This is a genomic window from Nocardioides marinisabuli, assembly GCF_013466785.1.
GTDB lineage: Bacteria > Actinomycetota > Actinomycetes > Propionibacteriales > Nocardioidaceae > Nocardioides > Nocardioides marinisabuli.
Map to the genome: position 1 here is coordinate 462577 of NZ_CP059163.1, position 25960 is coordinate 488536.

21 protein-coding genes and 1 pseudogene are annotated in these 25960 nt (G+C 73.0%); 8 read left to right on the forward strand and 14 right to left on the reverse strand.

Features of this window, described 5'->3' with window-relative positions; all coding sequences use genetic code 11:
* Positions 1-112: 112 nt before the first annotated feature.
* Positions 113-1984 carry an alkaline phosphatase family protein gene (locus H0S66_RS02165; protein WP_179613922.1) on the forward strand — a complete coding sequence of 624 codons (1872 nt, stop codon included), beginning with the start codon at positions 113-115 and terminating at the stop codon, positions 1982-1984.
* Positions 1985-2101: 117 nt separating this feature from the next.
* Entirely contained in the window at positions 2102-3637 is a 1536-nt protein-coding gene (locus H0S66_RS02170) for a sulfatase family protein (RefSeq protein ID WP_180923758.1), read from the forward strand.
* Between the two features lie 16 nt (positions 3638-3653).
* Here the strand turns inward: H0S66_RS02170 and H0S66_RS02175 are convergent, their stop codons facing one another.
* The gene (locus tag H0S66_RS02175) at positions 3654-4739 is read right to left on the reverse strand and encodes an endonuclease/exonuclease/phosphatase family protein (protein WP_179613924.1); all 1086 of its coding nucleotides are present in this window, start codon (positions 4737-4739) and stop codon (positions 3654-3656) included.
* A gap of 73 nt (positions 4740-4812) precedes the next feature.
* Positions 4813-5928: a hypothetical protein gene (locus H0S66_RS02180; protein ID WP_179613925.1), complete on the reverse strand. Its 1116-nt coding sequence runs from the start codon at positions 5926-5928 to the stop codon at positions 4813-4815.
* A gap of 53 nt (positions 5929-5981) precedes the next feature.
* Between H0S66_RS02180 and H0S66_RS02185 the strand changes: the two genes are divergently transcribed.
* The 4 genes from H0S66_RS02185 to H0S66_RS02200 all read left to right on the forward strand — a co-directional run bounded on the left by H0S66_RS02185 (position 5982) and on the right by H0S66_RS02200 (position 9404).
* Entirely contained in the window at positions 5982-7262 is a 1281-nt protein-coding gene (locus H0S66_RS02185; RefSeq protein ID WP_179613926.1) for a magnesium transporter MgtE N-terminal domain-containing protein, read from the forward strand.
* The gene (locus H0S66_RS02190; protein ID WP_179613927.1) at positions 7255-7782 is read left to right on the forward strand and encodes a DUF1003 domain-containing protein; all 528 of its coding nucleotides are present in this window, start codon (positions 7255-7257) and stop codon (positions 7780-7782) included. Before H0S66_RS02185 ends, H0S66_RS02190 begins: the two co-directional genes overlap by 8 nt.
* Positions 7783-7877: 95 nt before the next feature.
* Positions 7878-9041 (forward strand): Mrp/NBP35 family ATP-binding protein, encoded by a 1164-nt coding sequence (locus H0S66_RS02195; RefSeq protein ID WP_179613928.1) that lies wholly within the window; start codon positions 7878-7880, stop codon positions 9039-9041.
* A gap of 24 nt (positions 9042-9065) precedes the next feature.
* Positions 9066-9404 (forward strand): sec-independent translocase, encoded by a 339-nt coding sequence (locus tag H0S66_RS02200; protein WP_179613929.1) that lies wholly within the window; start codon positions 9066-9068, stop codon positions 9402-9404.
* A 7-nt stretch (positions 9405-9411) separates the two neighbouring features.
* On the opposite strand, the gene H0S66_RS02205 is transcribed toward H0S66_RS02200, so the two are convergent.
* Positions 9412-9951: a hypothetical protein gene (locus tag H0S66_RS02205; protein WP_179613930.1), complete on the reverse strand. Its 540-nt coding sequence runs from the start codon at positions 9949-9951 to the stop codon at positions 9412-9414.
* 112 nt (positions 9952-10063) lie between these two features.
* Between H0S66_RS02205 and H0S66_RS20010 the strand changes: the two genes are divergently transcribed.
* Both H0S66_RS20010 and H0S66_RS02215 read left to right on the forward strand, forming a co-directional pair.
* A complete protein-coding gene (locus H0S66_RS20010; protein ID WP_218876205.1) occupies positions 10064-10717 on the forward strand; it encodes a LysM peptidoglycan-binding domain-containing protein in 654 nt (217 codons plus the stop codon).
* Positions 10718-10740: 23 nt separating this feature from the next.
* Positions 10741-11283 (forward strand): Rv3235 family protein, encoded by a 543-nt coding sequence (locus tag H0S66_RS02215; protein WP_179613931.1) that lies wholly within the window; start codon positions 10741-10743, stop codon positions 11281-11283.
* Between the two features lie 24 nt (positions 11284-11307).
* Here the strand turns inward: H0S66_RS02215 and secA are convergent, their stop codons facing one another.
* From secA to H0S66_RS02270, 11 genes and pseudogenes are all read right to left on the reverse strand, one after another.
* Positions 11308-14133: a preprotein translocase subunit SecA gene (gene secA / locus H0S66_RS02220; RefSeq protein WP_179613932.1), complete on the reverse strand. Its 2826-nt coding sequence runs from the start codon at positions 14131-14133 to the stop codon at positions 11308-11310.
* Positions 14134-14192: 59 nt separating this feature from the next.
* A complete protein-coding gene (locus tag H0S66_RS02225) occupies positions 14193-15437 on the reverse strand; it encodes a winged helix-turn-helix domain-containing protein (RefSeq protein ID WP_258017066.1) in 1245 nt (414 codons plus the stop codon).
* Positions 15438-15443: 6 nt separating this feature from the next.
* Positions 15444-16136: a response regulator gene (locus tag H0S66_RS02230; RefSeq protein WP_258017067.1), complete on the reverse strand. Its 693-nt coding sequence runs from the start codon at positions 16134-16136 to the stop codon at positions 15444-15446.
* A gap of 97 nt (positions 16137-16233) precedes the next feature.
* Positions 16234-16860 carry a ribosome hibernation-promoting factor, HPF/YfiA family gene (hpf, locus tag H0S66_RS02235; protein WP_179613933.1) on the reverse strand — a complete coding sequence of 209 codons (627 nt, stop codon included), beginning with the start codon at positions 16858-16860 and terminating at the stop codon, positions 16234-16236.
* A gap of 486 nt (positions 16861-17346) precedes the next feature.
* On the reverse strand, positions 17347-18069 hold the full coding sequence (locus tag H0S66_RS02240) for a ComF family protein (protein ID WP_179613934.1): 723 nt from the start codon (positions 18067-18069) through the stop codon (positions 17347-17349).
* Between the two features lie 84 nt (positions 18070-18153).
* Positions 18154-19884 carry an LpqB family beta-propeller domain-containing protein gene (locus H0S66_RS02245; RefSeq protein WP_179613935.1) on the reverse strand — a complete coding sequence of 577 codons (1731 nt, stop codon included), beginning with the start codon at positions 19882-19884 and terminating at the stop codon, positions 18154-18156.
* Positions 19881-21482 carry an MtrAB system histidine kinase MtrB gene (gene mtrB / locus H0S66_RS02250; RefSeq protein WP_179613936.1) on the reverse strand — a complete coding sequence of 534 codons (1602 nt, stop codon included), beginning with the start codon at positions 21480-21482 and terminating at the stop codon, positions 19881-19883. Before mtrB ends, H0S66_RS02245 begins: the two co-directional genes overlap by 4 nt.
* 7 nt (positions 21483-21489) lie before the next feature.
* Positions 21490-22213: pseudogene (gene mtrA, locus H0S66_RS02255) on the reverse strand (MtrAB system response regulator MtrA).
* 76 nt (positions 22214-22289) lie between these two features.
* The gene (gene ahcY, locus H0S66_RS02260; protein ID WP_179617132.1) at positions 22290-23735 is read right to left on the reverse strand and encodes an adenosylhomocysteinase; all 1446 of its coding nucleotides are present in this window, start codon (positions 23733-23735) and stop codon (positions 22290-22292) included.
* Positions 23736-23839: 104 nt separating this feature from the next.
* Positions 23840-24793, reverse strand: coding sequence for a DUF808 domain-containing protein (locus tag H0S66_RS02265; RefSeq protein ID WP_179613938.1), 954 nt, complete (start codon positions 24791-24793; stop codon positions 23840-23842).
* A gap of 51 nt (positions 24794-24844) precedes the next feature.
* Positions 24845-25936: an acyltransferase family protein gene (locus tag H0S66_RS02270; RefSeq protein ID WP_179613939.1), complete on the reverse strand. Its 1092-nt coding sequence runs from the start codon at positions 25934-25936 to the stop codon at positions 24845-24847.
* Positions 25937-25960 lie beyond the last annotated feature (24 nt).

Here is a 25960-nt window from a genome sequence, read left to right on the forward strand (position 1 = left end):
CGAGCACGAGACGAAACACGGTTCGTCACAGTAGCATCACCAGCACCGCTGGCCCCGCAGGCAACGCCGGGCGGGGCCTTCCCGCCAGCGAGCACGTCAGGACGTCGTACCCATGAGGCTCAACCAGATCGCTCCCCCCCGGTCCGGTCACCGGCTCACGACCGCACTCCTCGCCACCACGGTGGCGCTCTCCGCGCTCACCGCGCTCGTCCCGGGCGCCTCGGCCGCGCCCGACGCGCGCACGGTGCTCGCCGAGCAGCCCGCGGGGCCGCTGACCTTCCAGGTGGCCTCCTTCAACCTGCTCGGCGCCGGGCACACCGACGGCTCCAACCCGCGCAAGGGCTTCGACAAGAGCGGCCCGCGGCTCAAGCGCGCCATCGAGATCCTCGACCGCGAGAGCATCGACGTCGTCGGCTTCCAGGAGATGCACCAGGCCCAGTACGCCAAGTTCACCGAGTGGGAGAGCGAGCGCTTCGGGCTCTACCCGGGCGCCCAGCTCGGGACCGCGCCGATGCACAACTCGATCGCCTGGCGCACCGACCAGTGGCAGGCGCTGCGCACCGAGTCGATCAAGATCCCCTACTTCAAGGGCAACGAGATCAAGATGCCCTACGTGCTGCTCGAGCACCTCGAGACCGGGCAGCAGGCGTGGTTCCTCAACGTGCACAACCCGGCCGACGCCCGCGGCCCCGCCCAGAAGTGGCGCGACGAGGCGGTGCGGCGCGAGGCCAACCTGGTCAACCAGCTGCGCGAGGACCACCCCGGCGTGCCGGTCTTCCTGACCGGTGACATGAACGACCGCGACGAGTTCTTCTGCCCGGTGGTCGCGCGCACCGAGCTCGAGGCCGCCAACGGCGGTGGTTCCGACGAGAGCGGGTGCGAGACGCCCCCCGCGATGAAGGTCGACTGGCTGCTGGGCACCGCACCCACCGTCTTCACCGGGTACGCCGCCCTGACCGACCCCCTGGTCAAGGCGACCACCGACCACCCGGTGATCGTCGCCGACGCCGTCGTGCCCACCCCCGTCGTGCAGGCCTCGCCCATCGACCGGGTCGTGGTGCTCGGCGTCGAGGGCCTGCGCTCCTCGGCGATCGACCTGACCGCCGGCGGCTGGTCCCGGCTGGCGCGCGAGGGAGCCATCACCCTCAACGCCCGCACGACCCTCGAGTCGACCGCCCCCCTGCCCAACGTGCTCTCCATGCTCACCGGCCGGCGCGTCGACGCCGCCGCCCTGGGCCACGGCGTCACCTACAACAACGACCGGGGCGAGGTCGTGCGCTCCACGGCCGGACGCTACGTGTCGAGCATCTTCGACCTGGTGCACAACCAGGGCGGGCGGACCTACCTGGCCGCCAACCGCAACCGCATCGACATGGTCGACCGCTCGTGGGACGGCGCCAACGGCGGTCGCGACCCCTACGGCTTCGACGACGGCACCGACAAGGTCGACCGCTACTTCCGCGGCGGCAACGACTACCGCCTCGTCGAGGACCTGCGCACCAAGCTCGAGAAGCGACCCGCCGCCTTCACCTACGCCGAGCTGTCCAGCCTCGACAAGGTGGGCCGCAAGGCCGGCTTCGACTCCGAGCGCTACCACAAGTTCGTGGGCAAGATCGGCCGCATGGTCGGGCGCACCCTCGGCAGCATCGAGGCGTCGAAGAAGCTCGCGGGACGCACCCTGCTCGTGGTCGCCGGCACCAACGGCGGCGTCGACGGCGCCGCGCGCGACAGCGAGCGCACCGGCAACTACACGGTGCCGTTGATGGTGTGGGGCCCCGGTGTGGTGCAGGGGGCCGACCTCTACGACCTCAACCCGGCCTGGTCGGACCCCGGCAACGCGCAGGACGGCTACGAGACCCCCGCCCCGATCCACACCGGCGTGGTCGCCAACCTGGCGCTCTCGGTGCTGGGCCTGCCGGCCCTCCCCGGGAGCCTGATGAACAACGACCAGCGGCTCAACGTGCTGAGCCTCCCGCTGGGCTGAGCACCTACACTCGGCGGCGCCCGTCCGCCACCGTCAGGAGCACTCGCGCATGTCCCGCAGCATCGGCACCCGGCGGCTGGGCGCCGCCGCGGTCGTGGCCGCCCTGGCCCTGGCCGGGTGCACGTCGACGGACCCCCCCGCCGACGAGACGGACCCGGCGCGCAGACCGGCCAGCCGCCGCGCAACGACGCCGAGCCCGGGCGCACGAGCCTGCGCGACCCCCGCCCCGGCGACCGGGTCCTACCGGTCGGCGGGGCCGGGCTCGCCGAGCCCGTGCCGGTCGAGTCCCCCGAGCAGCCGAACCTGCTGATGATCACCCTCGACGACGCCGCCTGGGGCGACATGGTGCACATGCCGAGGCTCCAGGAGCTGTTCGTGCAGGAGGGCGTGACCCTGCGCGGCGCCCTGGCCCCCAACCCGATCTGCGTGCCCGCGCGCAGCTCGCTGATGACCGGGCAGCACTCCCACAACCACGGCACCTGGAACACCACCTCGGACGCCGGGCACGGCCTGGAGGCCCTCGACGAGGAGAACACCCTCGCGGTCTGGCTGCAGGAGGCCGGCTACGACACCTTCTTCCTGGGCAAGTACCCCAACGGCTACACCGACGGCACCGTCGTGCCCCCGGGCTGGACCGGCTGGCGCGCGCTCGTGGACCCCACGACCTACAACTTCGTGCGCCCCACGGTGAGCATGGACGGCGTCGAGGAGAAGTTCGAGACCTACTCCACGACGTTGCTCTCCGAGCAGAGCGACGAGCTGCTGCGCGAGCCGGGGCGCGCCGAGGACCCCTGGTACATGTGGCTCAACTACGTCGCGCCCCACCACGGCGGACCGGACGCGCCCGACGACCCCGCCGTGCTCTACCCCGACGACCCCGACCCGGTGAAGACCACCACGCCCGAGGACCGCGACGTCGACACCTTCGCCGACCTCGCGCTGACCGACACCCCCAACATGTTCGAGGACGACGTCACCGACAAGGTGCTGGTGCGCGGCACCCAGCGCACCGTGACCGAGCAGCGCCGGGCCCAGCTGACCGAGGCCCACCAGCAGCGCATCGAGTCGTTGCAGTCGGTCGACCGGGCGCTGGCGAGCACCCTGGAGACCCTCGAGGAGACCGGGCAGCTCGACGACACCTACGTCGTGCTGACCTCCGACAACGGCTACACGCTCGGGGCCCACAACCTCGAGGGCAAGCTCTGGTACTTCCGCGAGATGACCAGCGTGCCCATGTACGTGCGCGGCCCGGGGCTCGAGCCCGGCACCGTCAGCGAGGCCCCCGTCACCAACGTCGACTGGGCGCCCACCTTCGCCGCCCTCGCCGGCGCGCGGCCCACGCTCGAGGTCGACGGCGTCGACGTGCTGCCCTGGATCGGCAGCGGGGCCGACCGCCGGGTCGTGCCCATCGAGGCCTACCCGGTCAAGAAGGGCAGCAAGCGCCTCTACCGCGGGGTCGTGGTGGGCCCCTGGACCTACGTGCAGGGCCGCTCGGGCCAGGCGGAGGTCTACTACCGCGACGTCGACCGCTGGGAGCTGCAGAACCTCGCCGGCGACCCGCGCTACAGCGACCAGGTCGACGAGCTCAAGCAGCTGGTGCGCAGCACCAGCACCTGCGCCGGCGACGAGTGCCCCTCGGCGTACTACCGCTGAGAGCCACCGCTGAGGGCTACTCCTCGGAGCCGCCGATGGTGGCCGTCGCCACGATGACCGGGTGGTCGGTGGTGCGGTTGACCAGCTCGGTCTCCAAGGCCGCGAACTGCGAGAACGCGATGTCCGGCGAGCCGAGGATCCAGTCGACGTTCATCCGCGCCGGGGGCGAGCAGGCGCTGCCGGTCGAGCCGCCGTTGGCGGCGCGCAGCGGGGTGGAGCGGGTGATCGGGCAGAAGAACTCGGCGCGGTCGTTGAAGTCGCCGGTCATCACCAGCGGCGTGCCGTCGGCGGTGAGTCGGTTGGCCAGCTGGGCCTCGATGGCCACGGCGGCGTTGCGCCACTTCTGCGCCGGGCCGTGTGCGTCGGCGGGGTTGTGGAAGTTCGCGAACCAGACCTGCTGGCCGGTCTGGTTGTGCTGCAGCAGCACGTAGGGCATCGGCACCCGGCGTCCCCCGAAGTAGGGGATCGGGACGGTGGCGGCCTGCACCCGGGTCCACACGTCGCTGCGCCAGACCACCGAGTTGGCCATCGGGCCCGGGCCCAGCCCGGGGCCCGGGTAGACCTGCCACACCGGTGCCGTCGCGCGCAGGGTGTTGTACTGCGGCGCCTGCAGCTCCTGCAGACCGGCGACCGTGACGCCCTGGCCGGCCAGGATCTGCAGCGCCCAGCGCATCCGGGTCACGCCGTCGGTGAAGCGCGCGTGCCGACCACCGGGCTTGGTGTGGTTGGCGCCCAGCACGTTGAAGGAGCTGACCCGGAAGGTCGTCGCTGCCTGGGTCTCCTTCGCCGCGGCCCGCTCCACGGCCCGGGCGAGCCGGCCACCGCCGCGGATCTTCTGGGGCGAGGGGGTGCGGGTCTCACCGGGCTCCCCGAGCCACTCCTCGGGCTGCAGCACCACGCCGGTCACGATGCTGCGCGGACCGGCCTGGTTCGCCTCCGGCAGCGGCTCGCCGTCGGCGCCGAGCGTCACGGTCGCACCGCCGTCGCGGGAGAGCACCAGGAGCACGGCCACGGCACCGATGACGAGGCTCAGCAGTCCGGCCAGCAGGCCCTGGACGAGCGGACCCCCGGGGCCGGCGGGGGCACCGGCGTGCTTGGTCATGCGAGATCCCCTCGGTGGCTGCGGCGCGCTGCGGTGGTGCGCCCCCGAGGGTACCGGACGTCACACGGGTCCTTCACCGTCCCGACGGGCCGCCCCGGCCCCGCCACGGGCGCCACGAGCGGCTCGCACCGGACGTGCCGACCAGGTCGCGGGCGACGGCCACGGGGTCCTCCCCCGCCGGCGGTGCCACGTCGGGGCCGGGCTCGCCGGGCCCCGCGAGCACCGGTTCGAGGTCGCCCGGGTCCCCGTGGACGCTGTGCCCCTGGGCGACCACCTCCTCGAGCCAGCGCCGCGCCGGTGGGCCCAGCACGTCGGCGAGGCCGGCCGGTGCCCGCGCAGGCCGCCCGGGCCGGGCGGCGAGGACGCCCTCGGCGTACCCGCGCTTGACCAGGCGGTGGCGCTGCGCCGCGTCGAGCCCCCGGCCCCGGGCCCCCAGCCGCTCCACCTCCCGGTTGACCGCCCTGAGCAGCGCCACCTGCTCGGCGCCCAGCGAGGGGTTGGCAGCGACCTCGGCGCCGGGGTCCACCAGGGCGGGGTCGATGCCGCAGGCCTGGGCGAAGCGCTGCCACAGCAGCTCTCGCGGTGCCCCCGGCGGCGGGGCCAGCACGAGGTGGCCGCGGCCCCCGGGCAGCGGGTCGGTCCAGCGCCGCAGCGCGTCGGCGAAGTCCTGGGCGTGCCAGAAGTGCGGTCGCCGGCCGCCCTCGTCGGGCCCCGCGTCGCGCCCGCTGTCGCAGCGCAGCTGGGTGCGCTCCAGCTCGGCGAAGGCGAGGCTCGAGCCGAGCTTGACCTCCTCCTGCCAGTGCGCCACCGCCTGCCTGCCCAGGTCCCGCGCGGTGACCACCACGTGCACCTCCAGCCCGGCCAGCGGGGCCAGGGCCCGGCGCACCTGCTCGGGGGTGGCGCCGGCCAGCACTTCGTGGCTCAGCAGCGCGGTCGAGCCGCCCTCCTGCTCGAGGAGGGTGCGCGCCCGGTCGCAGACCGCCTGCCACGTGCCGTGCACGCGCGCGGGGTCGAGACCGAACTTCGCCGCGCTGCCGCGCACCTCGACGGCTCCCTCGAACATCGCCCCGGGTCGCACGAAGGGGTAGACCACCCCGCCCGAGCGCAGCGACCCGCGCTGGCCCGCGAGCAGGGCCTGGAGGTAGGTGGTGCCCGTCTTGGGCAGACCCACGTGGAGGACGACGCGCACCCGCCCATCGTGCCATCGCAGCGCGGACGGGGTGCGGACGCTAGTTTGGGGCCGTGAGCTCCAGCCCGTCCCGCGTCTACGCCGCACGACTGGTCGGGCTGCCCATCTTCGACCCGCGCGGCGACCAGGTCGGCAAGGTGCGCGACCTCGTGGTCGCCGTGCGCTCCGAGGTCAGCCAGCCCCGCGTGCTCGGGCTCGTGGCCGAGGTCTTCGGCCGGCGCCGGATCTTCGTGCCGATGACCCGGGTGACCAACATCGACAGCGGGCAGGTCTACACCACGGGCCTGCTCAACATGCGCCGCTTCGAGCAGCGCTCGACCGAGACCCTGGTGATCGGCCAGATGCTCGACCGCACCGTGACGATCCGCGGCAACGGCGACCGCGACGCGGTCACCGGCGTCGTCTACGACGTGGCCATGGAGCAGGCGCGCAACCGCGACTGGGTGCTGAGCCGGGTCGCGGTCCAGGAGCCCGCCAAGGGCCTGCGGCGGCGCGGGCAGACCCACGTCGCCGAGTGGCGCGACGTCGAGGGGCTGACCCGCCGCGAGGAGACCCAGGGCGCCACCCACCTGGTGCACGCCCTCAACGAGATGCGCCCGGCCGACGCGGCGTCGATGATCCACGACCTCCCGCCGGAGCGGCGCACCGCCGTGGTCGGCGCCCTCGACGACGAGCGGCTCGCCGACGTGCTCGAGGAGCTGCCCGACGAGGACCAGGTCGAGATCCTCAGCCACCTGGCCGACGAGCGCGCCGCCGACGTCCTGGAGGAGATGTCGGCCGACGACGCCGCCGACCTGATCGCCGAGCTGCCGCCCGAGACCGCCGCGACGCTGCTGGCCCTGATGGAGCCCGACGAGGCCGAGGACGTGCGCCGGCTGATGTCCTACGTCGAGGACACCGCGGGCGCGATGATGACGCCCGAGCCGGTGATCCTGGGCCCCGACGCCACCATCGCCGACGCCCTGGCCCACGTGCGCAACCCCGACCTGACGCCCTCGCTGGCCTCGCAGGTCTACATCTGCCGCCAGCCCCTGGAGACCCCCACCGGCAAGTTCCTGGGCGTGGGGCACATCCAGCGGCTGCTGCGCGAGCCGCCCTCGACGCTGGTCGCCGGCGCGCTCGACGACAGCATGGAGACCCTGCGCGCCGAGGCGAGCATGGACGAGGTCGCGGCCCACCTGGCGACCTACAACCTGGTCGCGGCCCCCGTGGTCGACGAGGACGGCCACCTGCTCGGGGCCGTCACCGTCGACGACCTGCTCGACCACATGCTGCCCGAGGGCTGGCGCGACCGCCGCCCCCGCAAGCCGACCCCGGGGGTGCCGCGTGGCTGAGCAGCGTCGTACCCGGCTCGACACCCCGCGCGAGGCCCGCCGCCAGCTGGTGCGGCGCCCCTCCTACGACTCCGAGACCTTCGGGGTCTTCGCCGAGCAGTTCGCCCGCTTCATGGGCACCGCGAGCTTCCTCTTCTACATGACGATGTTCGTGGCCTTCTGGCTCGCCTTCAACGTCCTGGCCCCCGGCGGCATCGCCTTCGACGACTACCCCTTCATCTTCCTCACGCTGATGCTGAGCCTGCAGGCCTCGTACGCCGCGCCGCTGATCCTGCTGGCCCAGAACCGCCAGGAGCAGCGCGACAAGGTGATCGCCGAGCAGGACCGCCAGGCCAACAGCCGCGCCCACGCCGACATGGAGTTCCTGGCCCGCGAGGTGGCCTCGCTGCGGATGTCGGTCGGCGAGGTCGCCACCCGCGACTTCGTGCGCAGCGAGCTGCGCTCGCTGCTGGCCGAGCTCGACGAGCGCGACGGGCGCGTGGACCCCGACGACCGTCCCGAGCCGCCGCGCGGCCGCTGAGTCCCCACCTGAGCCCTGCCTGAGACCCCGGCTGAGACCCAGCGCACCCCCGCCGACGCCCGGCCCCGGCCAGGCACCACCTAGACTCGGGGATCATGAGCAGTCCCTCCCTCGAGCAGGTCCAGGCAGCGCTGGCGACGGTCAACGACCCGGAGATCAAGCGGCCGATCACCGACCTCGGCATGGTCGACACCGTCGAGATCTCCGAGACCGGCGTGGTGACCCTCACCGTCCTGCTCACCGTGGCCGGCTGCCCCCTCAAGGACACCATCACCCGCGACGTGACGACCGCCGTCGGCAAGGTCCCCGGCGTCACCGACGTGGCCCTGACCCTGGGCGTGATGACCGACGAGCAGCGCGCCGGGCTCAAGGAGACCCTCAGCGGCGGGAAGGCCCAGCGCGAGATCCCCTTCGCCCAGCCGGGCTCGCTGACCAAGGTCTTCGCGATCGCCAGCGGCAAGGGCGGGGTCGGCAAGTCGTCGGTCACCGTCAACCTGGCGCTCGCGATGGCCAAGAGCGGGCTCAAGGTCGGCATCGTCGACGCCGACATCTACGGCCACTCCGTGCCGGCCATGCTCGGCGTGGCCGACGCCCGCCCCACCCAGGTCGAGGACCTGATCATGCCGGTGCCGACGTCGTCGGGCGTCTCGGTCATCTCGATCGGCATGCTCAAGCCGCGACGCGACCAGGTGGTCGCGTGGCGCGGCCCGATGCTCGACCGCGCCCTGGTGCAGATGCTCGCCGACGTCTACTGGGGCGACCTCGACGTGCTCCTGCTCGACCTGCCCCCGGGCACCGGCGACGTGGCCATCTCGCTGGGCCAGCACCTGCCCGGCGCCGAGGTCGTGGTCGTGACGACGCCGCAGGAGGCGGCGGCCGAGGTCGCCGAGCGCGCCGGCACGATGGCCTCGATGATGCACCAGCGCGTCGTGGGCGTCGTCGAGAACATGAGCTTCCTGCCCTGCCCGCACTGCGCCGCCGAGGGCACCGAGCACCGCCTCGAGATCTTCGGCAGCGGTGGCGGGGCGCGCGTCGCCTCGACGCTGTCGGGCCGCTTCGGCTACGACGTGCCGGTGCTGGGCGAGATCCCGCTCGACACCTCGCTGCGCGAGGGCGGCGACGTCGGCAAGCCGATCGTCGACGCCGACCCCACCGCGCCGGCCGCGCAGGTGCTCTCGTCGGTCGCCGAGCGGCTCGCCGGACGTGGGCGCGGGCTGGCCGGCATGCAGCTCGGGTTGACGCCGACCAGCAAGTTCTGAGCCCGGCCCCCTAGGCTGACCACCGTGTTCGGTATCGGGCTGGCGGAGCTGGCGGTCATCGCGTTGGTCGCCATCGTGGTCTTCGGCCCCGACAAGGTCCCCGACCTGGCCCGCCAGGCCGGGCAGTGGCTGAAGATGGCCAAGAAGTTCGCCAACAACGCCCGTGACGAGCTGCGTGAGGAGCTCGGGCCCGAGTACGCCGACCTCGAGCTGCGCGACCTCGACCCGCGCACGATCGTGCGCAAGCACATCATCGAGGCGATGGAGGACGCCGACGACGAGGAGGAGCGCGAGCAGCGCCGCCCCGGCGCCCGCCCCCTCGACGACGGCGAGCTGCCGCCGTACGACCTCGAGGCGACCTGAGCCGAGGCTAGCCCTCGTCGCGGCTCTGCACCGCGGCCAGCGCCTCGAGCGCGACCAGCACGACCCGCCCGCCGGCTGCGCGCACCTCGACGAAGTCGGCGCCCACCCGCGCCGGCACCCCGTCGTGGCGTGAGTCGTCGACCAGGTGCAGCACGCACCGCTCCCCGCTGTCGGCGAGGCGGCGCAGCGTGGAACCGACCCCGAGCCGGGCGGCGGCCGGCCACGCCACCTCGGGCACCGAGCGCTCCGGGAGGTCGTGCGCGGCGCTGAGCGCGGCGGTGCACACCACCCAGTCCTGCGCGGGCCCCCGCAGCAGCACCCAGCCCTGGCCCACGCGCTCCAGCGACCCGGCGAGCGCCCCGACCCCGCGCACCTCCAGCCGCACCTGTGAGCCGGTCGCCGCCATCAGCCGGCTGGCCAGGCTCACCTCCGCGTACGCCGCCCGCGCACGGTCGGCGAGCTCGAGGCTCCGCTCGGCACCGTAGAGCGCCTCGGCCTGCTGCTCGAGGTCGTCGAGCACGTCGAAGAGCCGCTCCTCCCAGGTCATGCGCCAGACCCTCTCACGCCACCGGCCTGTGGAGGAACGGTTGACGACGCCACCAAGCGAGCGTTGAATGACGCAAACAGACGCAAACGCAACGATCGGCAAGGATCTCGGGATGATCGACCTCGTGCGCGCCTCGCGGCAGCGCTGCCTGCTCGTGTGGGCCGGAGCCACCGCCGCCGCAGCGCTCGCGCTCGCGGTGCTCGTGCCGGCCGCGGTCGCCCCCTCCGCGGGCGCGGCCGGGTTCGACGACCTGCTGGTGCGCGCCTGCACCGCGGCGCTGGCGCTGTGCACCGCGTGGGCGTGGCTGAGCGCCACCGTGGTGGTGCGCGAGGCCCGGGCGGGCCGCGTCGACGCTGCGGCCCGTCGGGGCGTCCCGCAGGGGCTGCGCCGCCTGGTCCTGCGGGCCTGCGGGCTGGCCCTGGCCGGCGCCACCGTGGTGTCCACGGCGCCCACCGCCACGGCCACCCCCGACCACCTCCAGCAGGGCACCGCCGCCAACGCGAGCCTGACCGACCCGCTCGTGGGCCTGCCGCTGCCCGAGCGCGCCGTCGGCCCCGCGACCGGCCCCTCCGGGTCGGTGCGGGTGGAGCCCGGCGACACCCTCTGGGGCCTGTGCGCCGAGCGGCTCGTCCGCGACGGCCACGCCCCCACCGACGCCGCGGTCGCGGCGTGCTGGCCGCGCGTGCACGCGGCCAACCGCGACCTGCTCGGGGACGACCCCGACCTGCTGCACCCCGGCCAGGCCCTCCGCCTGCCACCGACCTGACACCGAGCGCGAAGGAGCACCCGATGACCACCACCGTCCCGATCACCCGTCCCCGAGCCCCCGAGACCGTGCCGCTGGCGGCGGTCCAGGGCACCCTGGCCCTCGACCTGCAGCCGCGCACCGCCCCGCCGCGGCCCTACGTGCCCGGGCCGGGCACCACCGGCCAGGTGCTGCCGATCGACCAGCGCGCCCGGCGTGAGGGCGAGCAGTGGGCCGGCACGTTCGCCCAGGCGGTCGTCGAGGTGGTCGGCGGGGACCGGCCGGCCTCCCAGCTGGTGCGCTGGACCAGCCGCAGCGTGCACGAGGACCTGACCCGTCGGGCGCTGCTGGTGGCGCGCGCCGGCGCCCACCTCCCCGGGGAGGCCCGGGTCCAGCCGGTGCGGCCCCAGGTGCTCAGCGTGCACACCTGCTTCCCGTGCCGCGACGTCCTCGAGACGAGCGTGCACGTGCGCTACGGCCACCGCTCACGCGCGATCGCAGCCCGGTTCGAGCGGCGGGCGAGCGGCGGCGCGGCGCGCTCGCGGACCGGAGAGCGGTGGCTGTGCACCGCCCTCCAGTTCGCGTGAGCCGCTGGTCGCCCGGCTGGTCGACTAGCCCTGGGCGCGGGCGGTGGTGCCGGTCGGCCCACCCGCAGCGCCGTGGCACTGCTTGAACTTCTTGCCCGAGCCACAGGGGCACGTGGCGTTGCGGCTGACCCCGGCGTAGGGGTCCTCCGCCGTCGCGACGTCGGCGCGGACCTCGGCCTCACCGTCCTCCGCGGGCGCGGAGTAGGTCAGGTTCTGCGGCGAGCTCGGGGCGTCCAGGCCCTTGGCGTGGATGTGCGGGGCCTCGCCCTGCTGTCCACCCGGCTGACCCATCACCGGGGCCCGCAGGCCCGGCGCCACGGTCAGGACCTGCTGCTCGTCCTCGTCCTGCTGCTCGTCGACGGTGACCTCGAGGTTGAAGAGGAACCCGACGGTCTCCTCCTTGATGCCGTCCATCATCGCCGCGAACATGTCGAAGCCCTCGCGCTGGTACTCCACGAGCGGGTCGCGCTGGGAGTAGGCCCGCAGGTAGATGCCCTCGCGCAGGTAGTCCATCTCGTAGAGGTGCTCGCGCCACTTGCGGTCGAGCACCGAGAGGATCACGCGGCGCTCGAGCTCGCGGGCGACCTCCTGGCCCATCTCCTCCACGCGCGCGTCGTACGCCGACTGCGCGTCGGCGCGCAGGCGCTCGATGACCTTCTCGCGGTCGAGGTTGGCCTTGTCGCCGGCCTCGGCGACCAGCGCGTCGAGGTCGACCCCGACGGGGTAGATCTGCTGCAGGTCCGTCCAGGCCTGCTCGAGGTCCCACTCCTCCGGCAGCCCCTGCGTGGCGCCGGTGACGTAGCCGCGCACGACGTCGTCGATGAAGGTGCGGATCTGCTCCTCGATGTCGGCGCCCTCGAGCACCTCTCGGCGCTCGGCGTAGATCACCTTGCGCTGGCGGTCCATCACGTCGTCGTACTTCAGGACGTTCTTGCGCGACTCGAAGTTCTGCGACTCCACCTGGCCCTGCGCGTTGGCGATGGCGTTGGTGACGCGCTTGTTCTCGATCGGGACGTCGTCGGGGATCTTGAGGACCTGGAGCACCCGGTCGACCCAGTCGGACTTGAACAGGCGCATCAGCTCGTCCTGCAGGGACAGGTAGAAGCGCGACTCGCCCGGGTCGCCCTGGCGGCCGGACCGTCCGCGCAGCTGGTTGTCGATGCGGCGCGACTCGTGGCGCTCGGTGCCCACGACGTAGAGGCCGCCGAGCTCCTTGACCTCGTCGTGGTCGGCCTGGACCTGGGCCTTGACCCGCTCCACGGTCGCGGGCCACGCCGCCTCGTACTCCTCGGCGGTCTCGCCGGCGGGCTCGAGGCCCTTGGCGCGCAGCTCGGCGTCGGCGAGGAACTCCACCGCGCCGCCGAGCATGATGTCGGTGCCTCGGCCGGCCATGTTGGTGGCCACGGTGACCGCGCCCTTGTGCCCGGCCATCGCGACGATCTTCGCCTCGTCGGCGTGCATCTTGGCGTTCAGGACGTTGTGCGGGATGCCCTTCTTCTTCAGCAGGGCCCCGAGGTACTCCGACTTCTCGACCGAGACCGTGCCCACCAGCACCGGCTGGCCCTTGGCGTGCCGCTCGGCGATGTCGGCGGCGACGGCCTCGTACTTTGCCTCCTCGGTGCGGTAGACCAGGTCGGGCTGGTCGATGCGCGCCATCGGGCGGTTGGTCGGGATCGGCACGACGCCGAGCTTGTAGATCTTGTCGAACTCCGAAGCCTCGGTCATCGCCGTGCCGGTCATGCCCGAGAGCGTCTCGTAGAGGCGGAAGTAGTTCTGCAGGGTGACGTTGGCCAGCGTCTGGTACTCCTCGCGGACCTGCACCCCCTCCTTCGCCTCGATCGCCTGGTGCAGGCCGTCGTTGTAGCGGCGCCCGGCCAGCATCCGGCCGGTGTGCTCGTCGACGATGAGCACCTCGCCGTCCATGACGACGTACTCCTTGTCGTTGCGGAACAGCTCCTTGGCCTTGATGGAGTTGTTCAGGAACGAGATGAGCGGGGTGTTCGCCGACTCGTAGAGGTTCTCGATGCCCAGGTGGTCCTCGACCTTGGTGATGCCGGGCTCGAGGACGGAGATGGTGCGCTTCTTCTCGTCGACCTCGTAGTCGACGTCCTTCTCCAGGCGGCGCGCGATCTTGGCGAACTCGCCGTACCACTTGACCTCGTCCTGGGTCGGGCCGCTGATGATCAGCGGGGTCCGGGCCTCGTCGATGAGGATCGAGTCGACCTCGTCGACCACGGCGAAGTTGTGGCCGCGCTGCACGCAGTCCTCGATCGAGGAGGCCATGTTGTCGCGCAGGTAGTCGAAGCCCAGCTCGTTGTTGGTGGCGTAGGTGATGTCGCAGGCGTACTGCTCGCGCCGCGCGTCGGGGCGCAGGTCGGGGGTGATCACCCCGACGGTGAGGCCGAGGAAGTGGTGCACGCGGCCCATCTGCTCGGCCTGGTACTTGGCCAGGTAGTCGTTGACCGTGACGACGTGCACGCCCTTGCCCGACAGGGCGTTGAGGTAGGAGGGCAGCACCGCGACCAGCGTCTTGCCCTCACCGGTCTTCATCTCGGCGATGTTGCCCAGGTGCAGCGCCGCGCCGCCCTGGACCTGCACGTCGAAGGGGCGCATGCCCAGCACGCGCTTGGCGGCCTCGCGCACCGTCGCGAACGCCTCGGGCATCAGGTCGTCGAGGCTCTCGCCGGCCTCGTGACGCTGGCGCAGCTCGCCGGTCATCGCCTGCAGCTCCTCGTCGCTCATCGCGACGAAGTCGTCCTCGATGGCGTTGACGGCCTTCGAGATGCCCTCGAGCTGCCGCAGGATCTTGCCCTCGCCGATGCGGAGGAGTTTGTCGAGAATCACGGGCACGGCGTAGCTGCTCCTTGCTGTGGACGACCGACGACGGCTCACGCCTCGGCGCCTTCACTCTACCCAGCGCCGTGGAGAGCCCCTAACTCCGGCACCAGGTCGCCGCGCTGCTCGAACCGGAGGCCGCCCAGCCCCAGCCAGCCGGCCATCCGGTGCAGCTCGGCGAGCAGCTCGGCGCCAGTCTCGTCCGGCGCCCCGGGCTCGGCGAACGCACCGCGCACGACCAGCTCGCCGCCCGGCACGCGCCGGTCGGCCTTGAGGTCGACCCGCGCCACCAGGCACTCTCCGAGCAGGAACGGCAGCACGTAGTAGCCGTGCACGCGCTGGGCCGCGGGGGTGTAGATCTCGATGCGGTAGCGGAACCCGAAGATCCGCTCGGTGCGCTCGCGCTCCCACACCACCGGGTCGAAGGGGCTCAGCAGGGTGCGGGCCCGCACCCGGCGCGGCAGCCGCGCGTCGCGGTGCAGGTACGCCGGCCGCGACCACCCCTCGACCCCGACCGGCTCGAGCTCACCGGACTCCACCAGGGTCGCGACGGCCTCGCGGGCGCTGGCCAGGCCGGGGGCCGGCTGGGCCCGCATCCGGTAGTAGTCGGCCAGGCAGCGCTCGGTGGCCACCCCGTGCGAGCGGGCCGCGCGCCGGACCAGCTCGACGGCGGCCTCGGCCACGTCGGGCACCGGCGCCGCCAGCACCTCGGCCGGCAGCACCCGCTCGGGGAGGTCGTAGCGGATCTCGAACTGGGGGTTGCGCGAGGCGATGGCGACGTCGCCGACGGTGAACAGGTAGTCGAGGACCCGCCGGGTCGAGGACCAGTTCCAGCCCCAGTGCTCCTTCGAGGACGACGCCCCCTCCCCCAGGTACGTCGCCACCTCGCGGGCCGTCGCGGCCCCCAGGTCCTCGACGGCGGCGAGCACCCGGGCCTCGAGGGCCGGGTCGGCCTCCAGCACCCGCCACTTGCCGCGCCGGGCCCGGTGGTCGGCCATCCGGTGCTGCATCACCGGCCACAGGTCGACGGGCATGAAGGCCTGCACGTGCGCCCAGTACTCCACCATCCGGCGCGGCGCTCGCTCCGCGGCACGGTGCAGCAGGTCGGTGTCGTAGGGTCCCATCCGGGAGTAGAGCGGCACGTAGTGCGCGCGCTGGAGCACGTTGACCGAGTCCACCTGCAGCACCCCGGTGCGCGAGAGCGCACGCTCGAGGGTGCGCATCGTGGGGCTGGCGTGCGGGGGGTCGCAGAAGCCCTGGGCCGCAAGAGCGGTGCGGCGGGCCTGGGACCGGCTCAGCGTCTGGGTGGACGGGGGCACGGCGGCCTACGGCAGGTCGAGCAGCTTCTCGCGCACGGCGTACATGACCGCCTCCATCCGCGAGTGCAGCTGCAGCTTCTCGAGGATGTTGCGCACGTGGTTCTTCACGGTGTTCTCGGAGATGAACAGCTGCTTGGCGATCTCGCGGTTGTTCATGCCCTTGGCCACCAGGCGCAGGACCTCGAGCTCGCGCTCGGTCAGCCGCAGCCCCGGCACGTGCTCGCGCTCGGGCTTGCTCATCTGCTTGAACTCGTCGATCAGCTTGACCGCCATCGACGGGCTGATCAGCGACTGGCCGTCGGCCACCACGCGCACCGCCTGGGCCACCTCCTCGATCGAGGAGTCCTTGAGGAGGTAGCCGGCCGCGCCGCTCTTGACCGCCTCGTAGAGATCGGCCTCCTCGTCGGAGACGGTGAGCATGATGATCTTGGCCGAGGGCACGGCCTCCTTGATCGAGCGGCAGGCCTCGATGCCGGTGCGCTTGGGCATCCGGATGTCGAGCAGCACCACGTCGGGTGCCACCCCGGCGGCCAGCGTCGTGCCCTCGATGCCGTCGCCGGCCTCGCCGACGACCTCGATGCCGTCCTCGACGCCCAGGAGCATCGTCAGACCGCGACGGAAGAGCTCCTGGTCGTCCACGACCATCACGCGGATGGGTTCGGTGCCCGTGCCCGAGGGGCCCGTCGTCTCATCTGCCACGGAGCGCATCATGGCACGGACATGGCCCGATCGGATGGTCGCACCACCCGATCGGGCCAGGTCCGTCTGCTCGGTCGGCCTGCTCAGTGCCGGTTGCTCACTGCTGGCCCAGGTCCAGCGACAGCACTCCGTAGTCGTAGCCGCGGCGCCGGTAGACGACCGAGGGCCGCTCGCTCTCCTTGTCGACGAACAGGTAGAAGTCGTGACCCACGAGCTCCATCTCGTAGAGCGCCTGGTCGAGCGTCATCGGGCTCGCCGGGTGGGTCTTCTCGCGCACGATCATCGGGCCGTCGCCGTCCATGGCCACGGGTCCGACCTCGCGCTCGGTCTCGGTCTCGCCGGAGTCGCCGGTGACGAGGTCCTCGACCATCGGGGTGCCCGAGAGCGCCTCGCCCACCGAGACCGGCGTCTTGCGGCCGCGGTGCACGCGGCGGCGGTCGGCGGCGCGCTGCATCTGGCGCGCCATCTTGTCGAGGGCCAGGTCGAGGGCGGCCATCTTGTCGTCGGCCGCCGCCTCGGCCCGGATGACCGGTCCCTTGGAGAAGGCGGTCAGCTCCACGTGCACCGCCCGGTCGTGCTGCCGGGGGTTGGGTTCGCAGTCGACCTCCACGTGGACCCGCATGATCCGGTGGTCGTGCTTCTCGAGCTTCGCCAGCTTCTCCGAGCAGTGGGCGCGGAAGCCCTCCTTGATCTCGCAGTGCCGTCCGGTGACCACAACTTCCATGTGAACCTCCTCGTGCGCACCAGGTGCGCGATGGGTGATCTCTCAGGCTCCTGGCACGCCTCCCGTGCGCGCGGTGCGCGCCGAGGCGGGACAGGCCGACGACCGGGCGCGGTGCGCCCGGTGGTGGGAATGGGATGGAGCCCGCCCGGCCGACCTGGTCTTCGACCCCACAATCGCCTGCTGAGGCTCTCGCAGCTTCCCTGCCACTACCCGCCTTCTCCCGGGGTGGGCCACATCTGGTGACCGGACCGGGGCAGGACTTACGTCTAAGCCGCACCGTGATCGTCGCGCCCACGGGGCCTGGGCCCCGTGCACCGACTTACGTGGACCGCTTCGCCTGCGACTGGCATCGGCTTGCCGCGGGGACGTCCGGGCTGGCCGGCGCGTCCCGACGACGCAACCACGGACCCGGACGGACTCCATGACGAGACGATAGGCGAGGCGGGGTCGCGACGAAAGGGAGACCCCCACCTTTCACCCGGCTCCTCACCCCTCGCCGGCGGCCGGTGGCCTGCGCCGCCGGGTGGCCGCGACGACGACGGCGCCGAGGACCGGCAGCCCGACGGCCTCCAGGGCGCGCTGCGCCTCGCGCAGGGTGGAGCCCGTGGTGACGACGTCGTCGCAGACGACCGCGCCGGCCAGCGGCCCGGCCGCGGCCAGGCGCCGCAGCGGCGGCGACGGACAGGTCATCGAGCCCGCCAGGTTGGCCGCCCGGCCGGCGGTGTCGAGCCCCGCCTGGTCGAGCACGCCGGGGCGCAGCCGCAGCAGCCGCGCCGCGCCCACCGGGTGGCCGGCGCGGGCCGCCGCGGCCGCCGCCAGGCGCGTCATGGTCCAGGTGGGGTCGTGGCCGCGCGTGCGCACCGTGGCCGCCCGCGAGGGCACCGGCACCAGCACCAGCCCGCCCCGTGCACCGCGCGGGAGGGGCGCCACCAGGGGGCCGAGCGCCACCCCCAGCAACCGGGCCAGCGGCACCCGCAGGGGGTGCAGACCGCGCTCCTTGTGGCCCAGGACGAGGGCGCGGAGCACGCCCTCGTAGCCGCCCGCCGCGCACACGTCGACCAGTCCCGGCGGGCAGGGGTCGGGCTGCGCCGGGACCGCGGAGGTCGGCAGCCCGGCGCCGCACGCGGCGCACAGCAGCCGGCCCGGCGCGCCGCAGCCCACGCAGGCGCTGCCCAGCAGCAGGTCGAGGGCGGCGTCGCGCAGCAGCACGCCTCGATGCCACCAGGCGCCGGCCCCCGGCTCAAGCGCCGCCGCGGCGGCTGTGGAGGAGGACCAGGAGGAGGAGCAGCCGCCTCAGCCGACGTAGCCGACGTAGGTGACGCCCGCGTCGAGCACCTGCGGCCCCCGCACCGCCACCGACAGGTCGATCAGCCCGCTGCCGGTGATCGCGTAGACCACCTGCTCCGGCACCGGCGACCCGGCCAGCGACGTCGCCCCGCCGAGGGTGGTGGTGATGCCCTCGAGGCCGGTCGGGGCGCCGTCGACGCCGATCGTGCTGACCTTGCCGCTGGCGGGGCTGAGCCGGTTGAGCACCGCGATGGTGGTGGTGGTGCGCCAGGCGATGTCGACGATGCGGCCCGGCGCCTCCTCCGGGGAGAGCGCACGGGCCCGGGAGGCCCCGACCACCCGACCCCGCTGGTCCTGGTGCAGGCGGGCGACGCGCACCTCGTCGGCGCGGCCCAGGCGCACCACGGCGACCACGCGGCTGCCGTCGCGCGAGACCAGGAAGCTCTTGACCTCCTCGCCGGTGATCCCGGGGACCTCGACCACCGAGCCGCGATCCCCCCGCAGCCAGCGGACCTGGGCGCCGTCCGCGGTGCGGTCGAGCAGCCAGAGCCGGTCGCGGTGGTCCCAGGCCGGGGTGGCCAGGTCGGTGGCGTCCTGGAGGGTCGTGGTGACGTCCTGGTCGGCGCCGCGCACCGGCGCCGTCCACAGCGTCGTGCCGTCGGCCGAGACCTCCGCGGCCTGCTCGCCGCGCAGGTCGACCGCGACGCTGCGCGCGCCCAGGTCGGTGCGGCCGAACGGCCCGTCGACCGGGTCGAGCGAGCCGGGGGTGCCGGAGACCAGCAGCCCCTCGCGCAGCCCGTAGAGCAGCGAGCTGGCCTGGTAGCCGCTGGGGTCCAGGCGCACACCGGCGTCGACGGGGATGCGGTCCTCGCCGTCGGCGAGGCGGATGCGCTGTCCCCCGATGCTGAGCGTGAAGGCCTCGATGTCGGGGTCCTGGCGCAGCGTCCAGGCGAGCTGGGCCAGCATCTGGGCGTTCTCGGTGGGCGTCAGCGAGGCGGCCTCGCCCGTGAGCTCGATGGCGGCGGTGCCGTCGGGCGTGACCGGCACCGACAGCTCCAGTGCGAGGTCGGGCGGGACCAGGGAGCGCGCGACCCGGTCGTCGCGCGGGCCCTCGATGAGCCCCTCGATGAGGGTGCTGGCCAGCTTGTCGTCGTCGGCGACGAAGACCGGCTCGGGCACCAGCACCTCCCCGCCGGGGGCCAGGAAGTAGAGCGCGAGCTGGTCGTAGCGGGCCTCGAACCAGGTCTGCGGCACCACCAGGTCGCTCGGCGGGTTGGTGATGCGCAGCTGCCCGTCCTCGGTGGTGAGCGAGAGCTGGAGGATCGACTCGTACGCCGACAGCGCCCCCTCGTAGGCGCCGCGGGCGTCGAAGCGGTCGGCGCCGCCCAGGCGCAGCGAGACCCGCGAGCTCGACGTGCTCTGCGGCTGGGCCTCGACGTAGGTGACGAGCCCGTCGGGGTTCCAGGCCGCGGCGGCGTCGGAGGCGAGGTACTCCTTGGCGGTGGTCAGCTCCCGGGGCCAGGCCTGCATCGCGTCGAGGAAGCCGCGCACCACCTCGGTGGCGCTCTGGCCCTCCTGCGGGGCCCGGGCGTCGATGGCCGGCACCCCGCCCATGTCGGCGTCGACCCCGTCGCCCACGCCGGCGCCCACGACCGGCCCGGACTCGGGCATGCTCACGCAGCCGCCGGCCAGCAGCAGCAGCGGCAGCAGCAGGGCGACCAGCCCCCGGCGGCTCACACCGCCTCCACGGCGTCGTCGGGGATCAGCGTGATCGGGCTGCGCCGCAGCGGCTCGCCGGCCCGGCGGGGCAGGGTGAGCCGGAACTGGGCACCCTCGCCGGGGCGGCCCCAGGCCTGGAGCCAGCCGCCGTGCAGGTGGGTGTCCTCCAGGGAGATCGCGAGACCGAGCCCGGTGCCGCCGGAGGTGCGGGCGCGGGCCGGGTCGGCGCGCCAGAAGCGGTTGAAGACCATCGCCGACTCCCCCGGCGCCAGGCCCACCCCGTGGTCGCGCACCGCGATCGCGGCCGAGTGCTGGTCCCCGGCCACGTGCACGACCACCTCGGTGCTGCCGCCGGGCTCCGCGGGGCCCGCGTGGTCGATGGCGTTGGTGACCAGGTTGCGCACGATGCGCTCGACGCGCCGCACGTCGGCCTCGGCCAGGCAGGGGTGGTCGTCGGGGGCGCGCACGACCAGCTGCACGCCACGCTGGGCGGCGAGGGGCAGGGTGCTGTCGACGACCCGGTGGGCGACGTCGGTGAGGTTGACGTCGTCGACCTCGAGGACCGCGGCGCCCGCGTCGAACCGGCTGATCTCCAGCAGGTCCGAGAGCAGCGTCTCGAAGCGGTCGAGCTCGACCTGCAGCAGCTCGGCCGCGCGCGCCGAGACCGGGTCGAAGTCGGCGCGCGCGTCGTGCAGCACGTCACCGGCCATCCGGACCGTCGTCAGCGGGGTGCGCAGCTCGTGGGAGACGTCGGAGACGAAGCGGCGCTGCACCCGGCTGAGCTCCTCGAGCTGGCGGATCTGGCGCTGCAGGTTGGAGGCCATCTGGTTGAACGAGGTGGCCAGGCGCGCCAGGTCGTCCTCCCCCTTGACCTCGAGCCGCTCGCGCAGCCGCCCGGCGGCGAGCCGCTCGGCGACCCGGCGGGCCATCCGCACCGGGGTGACCACCTGGCGCGTGACGAGGAACGCGACACCGGCCACCAGCACCAGCAGCAGCGACCCCGCCGTCAGCAGCGCCCGGCTGACCAGGTCGAGGGTGCGCTCCTCCCCGGAGAGCGGGAAGAGCAGGTAGAGGGTGTAGGTGCGTCCGTCGGCCGGCAGGGTGACCTGCGAGCCCACGACGACGCCCGGCTCGACGAGCCGGGTGCCGTCGGGCCCCTCCCGGCGGATCCGGGTGTAGGTCCAGGCGGGCTCGGCCACCTCGGCGAAGTGCTCGACGAGGCTCGGGGGCACCGAGGTGCGGTCCAGCCCCCGGGTGTACGTCGCCCCGCCCTCGCTCAGGTCCCCGGCCCCGGTCGGCCCGGCCAGCACGACCGCGAAGTCACGGCTCGCGCCGCGCGCGATGATGGGCTCGACCAGCGCCCGCTGCTGCTGGGCGGCGTCGACGTCGCTGAAGGGCGTGGACTGCAGGCGCGCCCGCGCGTCGTCGGTCTCGTTGCCGGCCTCGGCCACCACCGCCTCGACGCGCTGGTCGAGCAGGCCGTCGCGGGTCTGCTGCAGCAGCAGCCAGCCGACGACCCCGACGACGACCGCCGAGAGCAGCACGGTGCTGGCCACCACGCGCGCCTGGATGGAGCGACGCCAGAACGTCAGCGCCCCGCGAGCCCCCGTGGCCATCGGGCCCTCAGGCGTTCCCGGCCTTGTAGCCGACGCCGCGCACCGTCACCACGACCTCCGGGTTCTCGGGGTCGTGCTCGATCTTCGAGCGCAGCCGCTGCACGTGGACGTTGACCAGGCGGGTGTCGGCGGCGTGGCGGTAGCCCCAGACCTGCTCGAGCAGCACCTCGCGGGGTGAAGACCTGCCAGGGCTTGCGGGCCAGGCACACGAGCAGGTCGAACTCGAGCGGGGTCAGGCTGAGCGCCTGCCCGCCGCGGGAGACCTGGTGGCCGGCCACGTCGATCGACAGGTCGGCGATGGTGAGCGTCTCGGCCTGCGAGGTGGTGTCGTTGCGGCGCACGCGGGCGCGGATGCGCGCCACGAGCTCCTTGGGCTTGAAGGGCTTGACGACGTAGTCGTCGGCGCCCGACTCGAGGCCGACCACGACGTCGACGGTGTCGCCCTTGGCGGTGAGCATCACGATCGGCACTCCGGACTCGGCGCGGATCTCCTTGCACACGTCGATGCCGTCCTTGCCCGGCAGCATCAGGTCGAGCAGCACCACGTCGGGCCGGTAGTCGCGGAAGACCTCGAGCGCGAGGTCGCCGCGGGTCACCATGCGGCTGTCGAAGCCCTCCTGGCGCAGCACGATGGTCAGCATCTCGGCGAGCGAGGCGTCGTCGTCGACGACGAGCACGCGCCCCTTGGTGGCGTACTCGTTCTGGCTGGCTGCCTCGCTCATGCTCCCCATCCTGCACCCCGGCACCACGCCGGCGCGGGAGCCGGTCGTGGTGCCAGGGAGAGTCGTGCGTCGGTGTCTGGTGTCCTCAGTAGCGGTACTGGTCGGACTTGTAGGGACCGGCCACGTCCACCCCGAGGTAGGCGGCCTGGTCGCCGGAGAGCTCGGTGAGCTTCACGCCGAGCGCACCGAGGTGCAGCCGGGCGACCTCCTCGTCGAGGTGCTTGGGCAGCACGTAGACGCCGACCGGGTACTCCTCGGGCTTGGTGAAGATCTCGATCTGGGCCAGCACCTGGTTGGTGAAGGAGTTCGACATCACGAACGAGGGGTGACCGGTCGCGTTGCCCAGGTTCATCAGGCGGCCCTCGGACAGCACGATGATCGAGGACTCGTCGCGCTCGTCGGTGGCCGGGAAGGTCCACACGTCGACCTGCGGCTTGACGTTTTTGCGCTGCACGCCGGGGAACGACTCGAGGCCGGCCATATCGATCTCGTTGTCGAAGTGGCCGATGTTGCCCAGGATCGCGTTGTGCTTCATCCGGCGCATCTGGTCGACGGAGACGACGTCCTTGTTGCCGGTCGCGGTGATGATGATGTCGGCGACGTCCAGGACGTCGTCGAGCGTCGTGACCTGGTAGCCGTCCATCGCGGCCTGCAGCGCGCAGATGGGGTCGATCTCGGTGACGATGACGCGGGCACCCTGGCCGCGCAGCGAGTCGGCGCTGCCCTTGCCCACGTCGCCGTAGCCGCACACGACCGCGACCTTGCCGCCGATGAGGACGTCGGTGGCGCGGTTGATGCCGTCGACGAGGCTGTGGCGGCAGCCGTACTTGTTGTCGAACTTGGACTTGGTGACCGAGTCGTTGACGTTGATCGCCGGGAAGAGCAGCGAGCCCTCGCGCATCATGTCGTAGAGGCGCAGCACACCGGTGGTGGTCTCCTCGGTGACGCCGCGGATCTCGTTGCCGATCTTGGTGAAGCGCTCGTCGCTCCTGGCCAGCGAGGACTGCAGGACCTCGAAGACGACCTTCTGCTCGTGGCTCTTGGCGGTGGCCGGGTCGGGCGCCTGGCCCGACTTCTCGGCCTCGGTGCCCAGGTGCACCAGCAGCGTGGCGTCGCCGCCGTCGTCGAGGATCATGTTCGCGTAGGTGTCCGCGGGCCAGTCGAGGATCTGCTGGGTGCACCACCAGTACTCCTCGAGGCTCTCGCCCTTCCAGGCGAAGACCGGGACGCCCTGGGGGTCCTCGGGGGTGCCCTCGGGGCCCACGACGACCGCCGCAGCGGCGTGGTCCTGGGTGGAGAAGATGTTGCACGAGGCCCAGCGGACCTCGGCGCCCAGCGCCACGAGGGTCTCGATGAGCACCGCGGTCTGGATGGTCATGTGCAGCGAACCGGCGATCCGGGCACCCGCCAGCGGCTTGTCCGCGCCGTAGCGCTCGCGCATCGCCATCAGGCCGGGCATCTCGTGCTCGGCCAGGGTGATCTCGGTGCGGCCGTAGTCGGCCAGGGACAGGTCGGCGACCTTGAAGTCCATCTTGTTGTCTCCTCGAAGCGTCTGGAGCAGGTCTGCGTCGCGCATCTGCGCATCGTCGGGATCTCCCACGCGGACCCCACCAGCGTAGGTCGGCCCCGGAGGGATCAGGAATTCGTGGGAGCGCCCCGGCGCGGGCGCAGGTGCAGCACCGCGACGACCGCCGCACCGACCACGAGGCCCAGCAGCGCGGAGGCAGCGGTGTTGACCAGCCAGGCCGCGACGGCGCCGGCGGCGCCGAGCGCGTCGTGGACGGCCTCCTCGAGGTGGTGGACCAGGTCGTAGAGCGCGTGCCAGCCCAGCTCGTCGACGCCCACCAGCAGGATGTGCCCGCCGACCCACAGCATGGCGGCGGTGCCGACGGCACCGATCACGGCCAGCAGGCGCGGCATCGCCGCCACCATCGCGTGCCCGACCCGCTGGGCGGTGGCCGAGCTGCGCTGGGCCAGGCCCAGCCCGATGTCGTCGATCTTCACGATGACCGCCACGACGCCGTACACCAGCGCGGTGATGCCGACACCGACCACGGCCAGGATGACGGCGCGCGACCAGAACGGCTCGTCGGCGACCTCGTTGAGGCTGATCACCATGATCTCGGCCGAGAGGATCAGGTCGGTGCGGATCGCCCCCGAGACCATCTTCTTCTCCGCCGCCGCCGGGTCGAGGACCTCACCGGCGTCCGCGGCCGGCTCCTCGGGGTGGTGCCCGCTCACCTTCTCCCAGATCTTCTCGGCGCCCTCGTAGCACAGGAAGGCGCCGCCGAGCATCAGGATCGGGGTGAGCAGCCAGGGCAGGAACTGCGAGAGCAGCAGCGCCGCCGGCAGGATGATGAGCATCTTGTTGCGCAGCGAGCCGACCGCGATCTTGCGGATCATCGGGAGCTCGCGCTCCGCTGCGACGCCCTGCACGTACTGCGGCGTGACGGCCGTGTCGTCGACCACGACGCCGGCGGCCTTCATGCTGGCCCGGCCCGCGGCCGCCCCCACGTCGTCGACGGACGCGGCGGCCAGCCGGGCCAGCGCGGCGACGTCGTCGAGCAGGGCGAAGAGACCGCCGCTCATCGCGGGGCTCCGGGACGGGCACTCACCTGGGAGGTCTGCACGAGCAGGAGCCTACCCACGCGGGGACGTGACGTGCCCCTGCGCGGCGACCTGCGCGGCCACCTCCTCGGCGTGGTCGTCGACGCGCTGCGAGGCGACCGCGACGTCGGCGGCCTGGCCAACCTTGTGCCCGGCGAAGCCGAGCGGGTCGACGACGTGGGTCAGCACCCTGGCCACCGGGGGGCTGGCCAGCAGCAGGGACAGCCCGACGGCCGCCACGCTGGTCACGACCAGGGCGAGGGCCTGGTGCTGCTCGGCGAAGCCGCCCCAGCCGGCGTACCCGGCGCCCTTCACCGCGAAGCCGTGGAAAAGGTAGACCACGAGGGTCGCGGCGCCCATCCGGGTGAACCAGCCCTGCACGCGCGGCACCAGCGCGAGGAACGCCCAGGCGCCCAGGGTGCCCAGCACCAGCAGGCTCGCGCGGGTCAGGAACGCGCGGGAGTCGCTCACGTCGAGCTCGTCGTAGCGGGCGCGGTAGTAGAGCCACTCGGTCGCCGCCCACTGGTCGGTGCGCGCGGTGAGCAGCCAGATGCCGACCAGCACCACCACCGAGACCACCTTCACCCACGGCGCCCGCAGCAGCTCCAGCCGCTCGGGGGTGGCCTTGAGCCCCATCACGAAGAACGGCAGCAGGCCCAGGATGCGGGCCACGTCGAGGGTGTCCCCGGCGTACAGGCCGGCGACCAGGCTGACGACGACCGCCACCGCCAGACCGCCCCACAGGTCGCGGAGGACGGGGGTCAGCAGCCGCCAGAAGAACAGGGCCGAGAGGAACCACATCGGCCAGTGCGGGTCGCGCCAGAGGTCCTCGAGCTGCTCGCCCCCCACGTGGATGCGGAACAACGCGATGCCGGCCTCGAAGAGCACGTAGGGCACCGCGACGGTGCGCACCAGCCCCCACATCCGGGCCCGGGTGTAGGTGAAGGAGCGGGACAGGTAGCCGGTCACCAGGACGAACGCCGGCACGTGCCAGGCGTAGAGGAAGTCGTAGAGGTGCTCCACCAGGGCGGTGTCGGGCAGCAGCACCCAGGAGTGGCCCAGGACGACCAGCGTCACCAGGGCCATCTTGGCGTTGTCGAACCACGGGTCTCGTCGGGAGGCCATCCCTCGTTCCTACCCGCCGCTCGT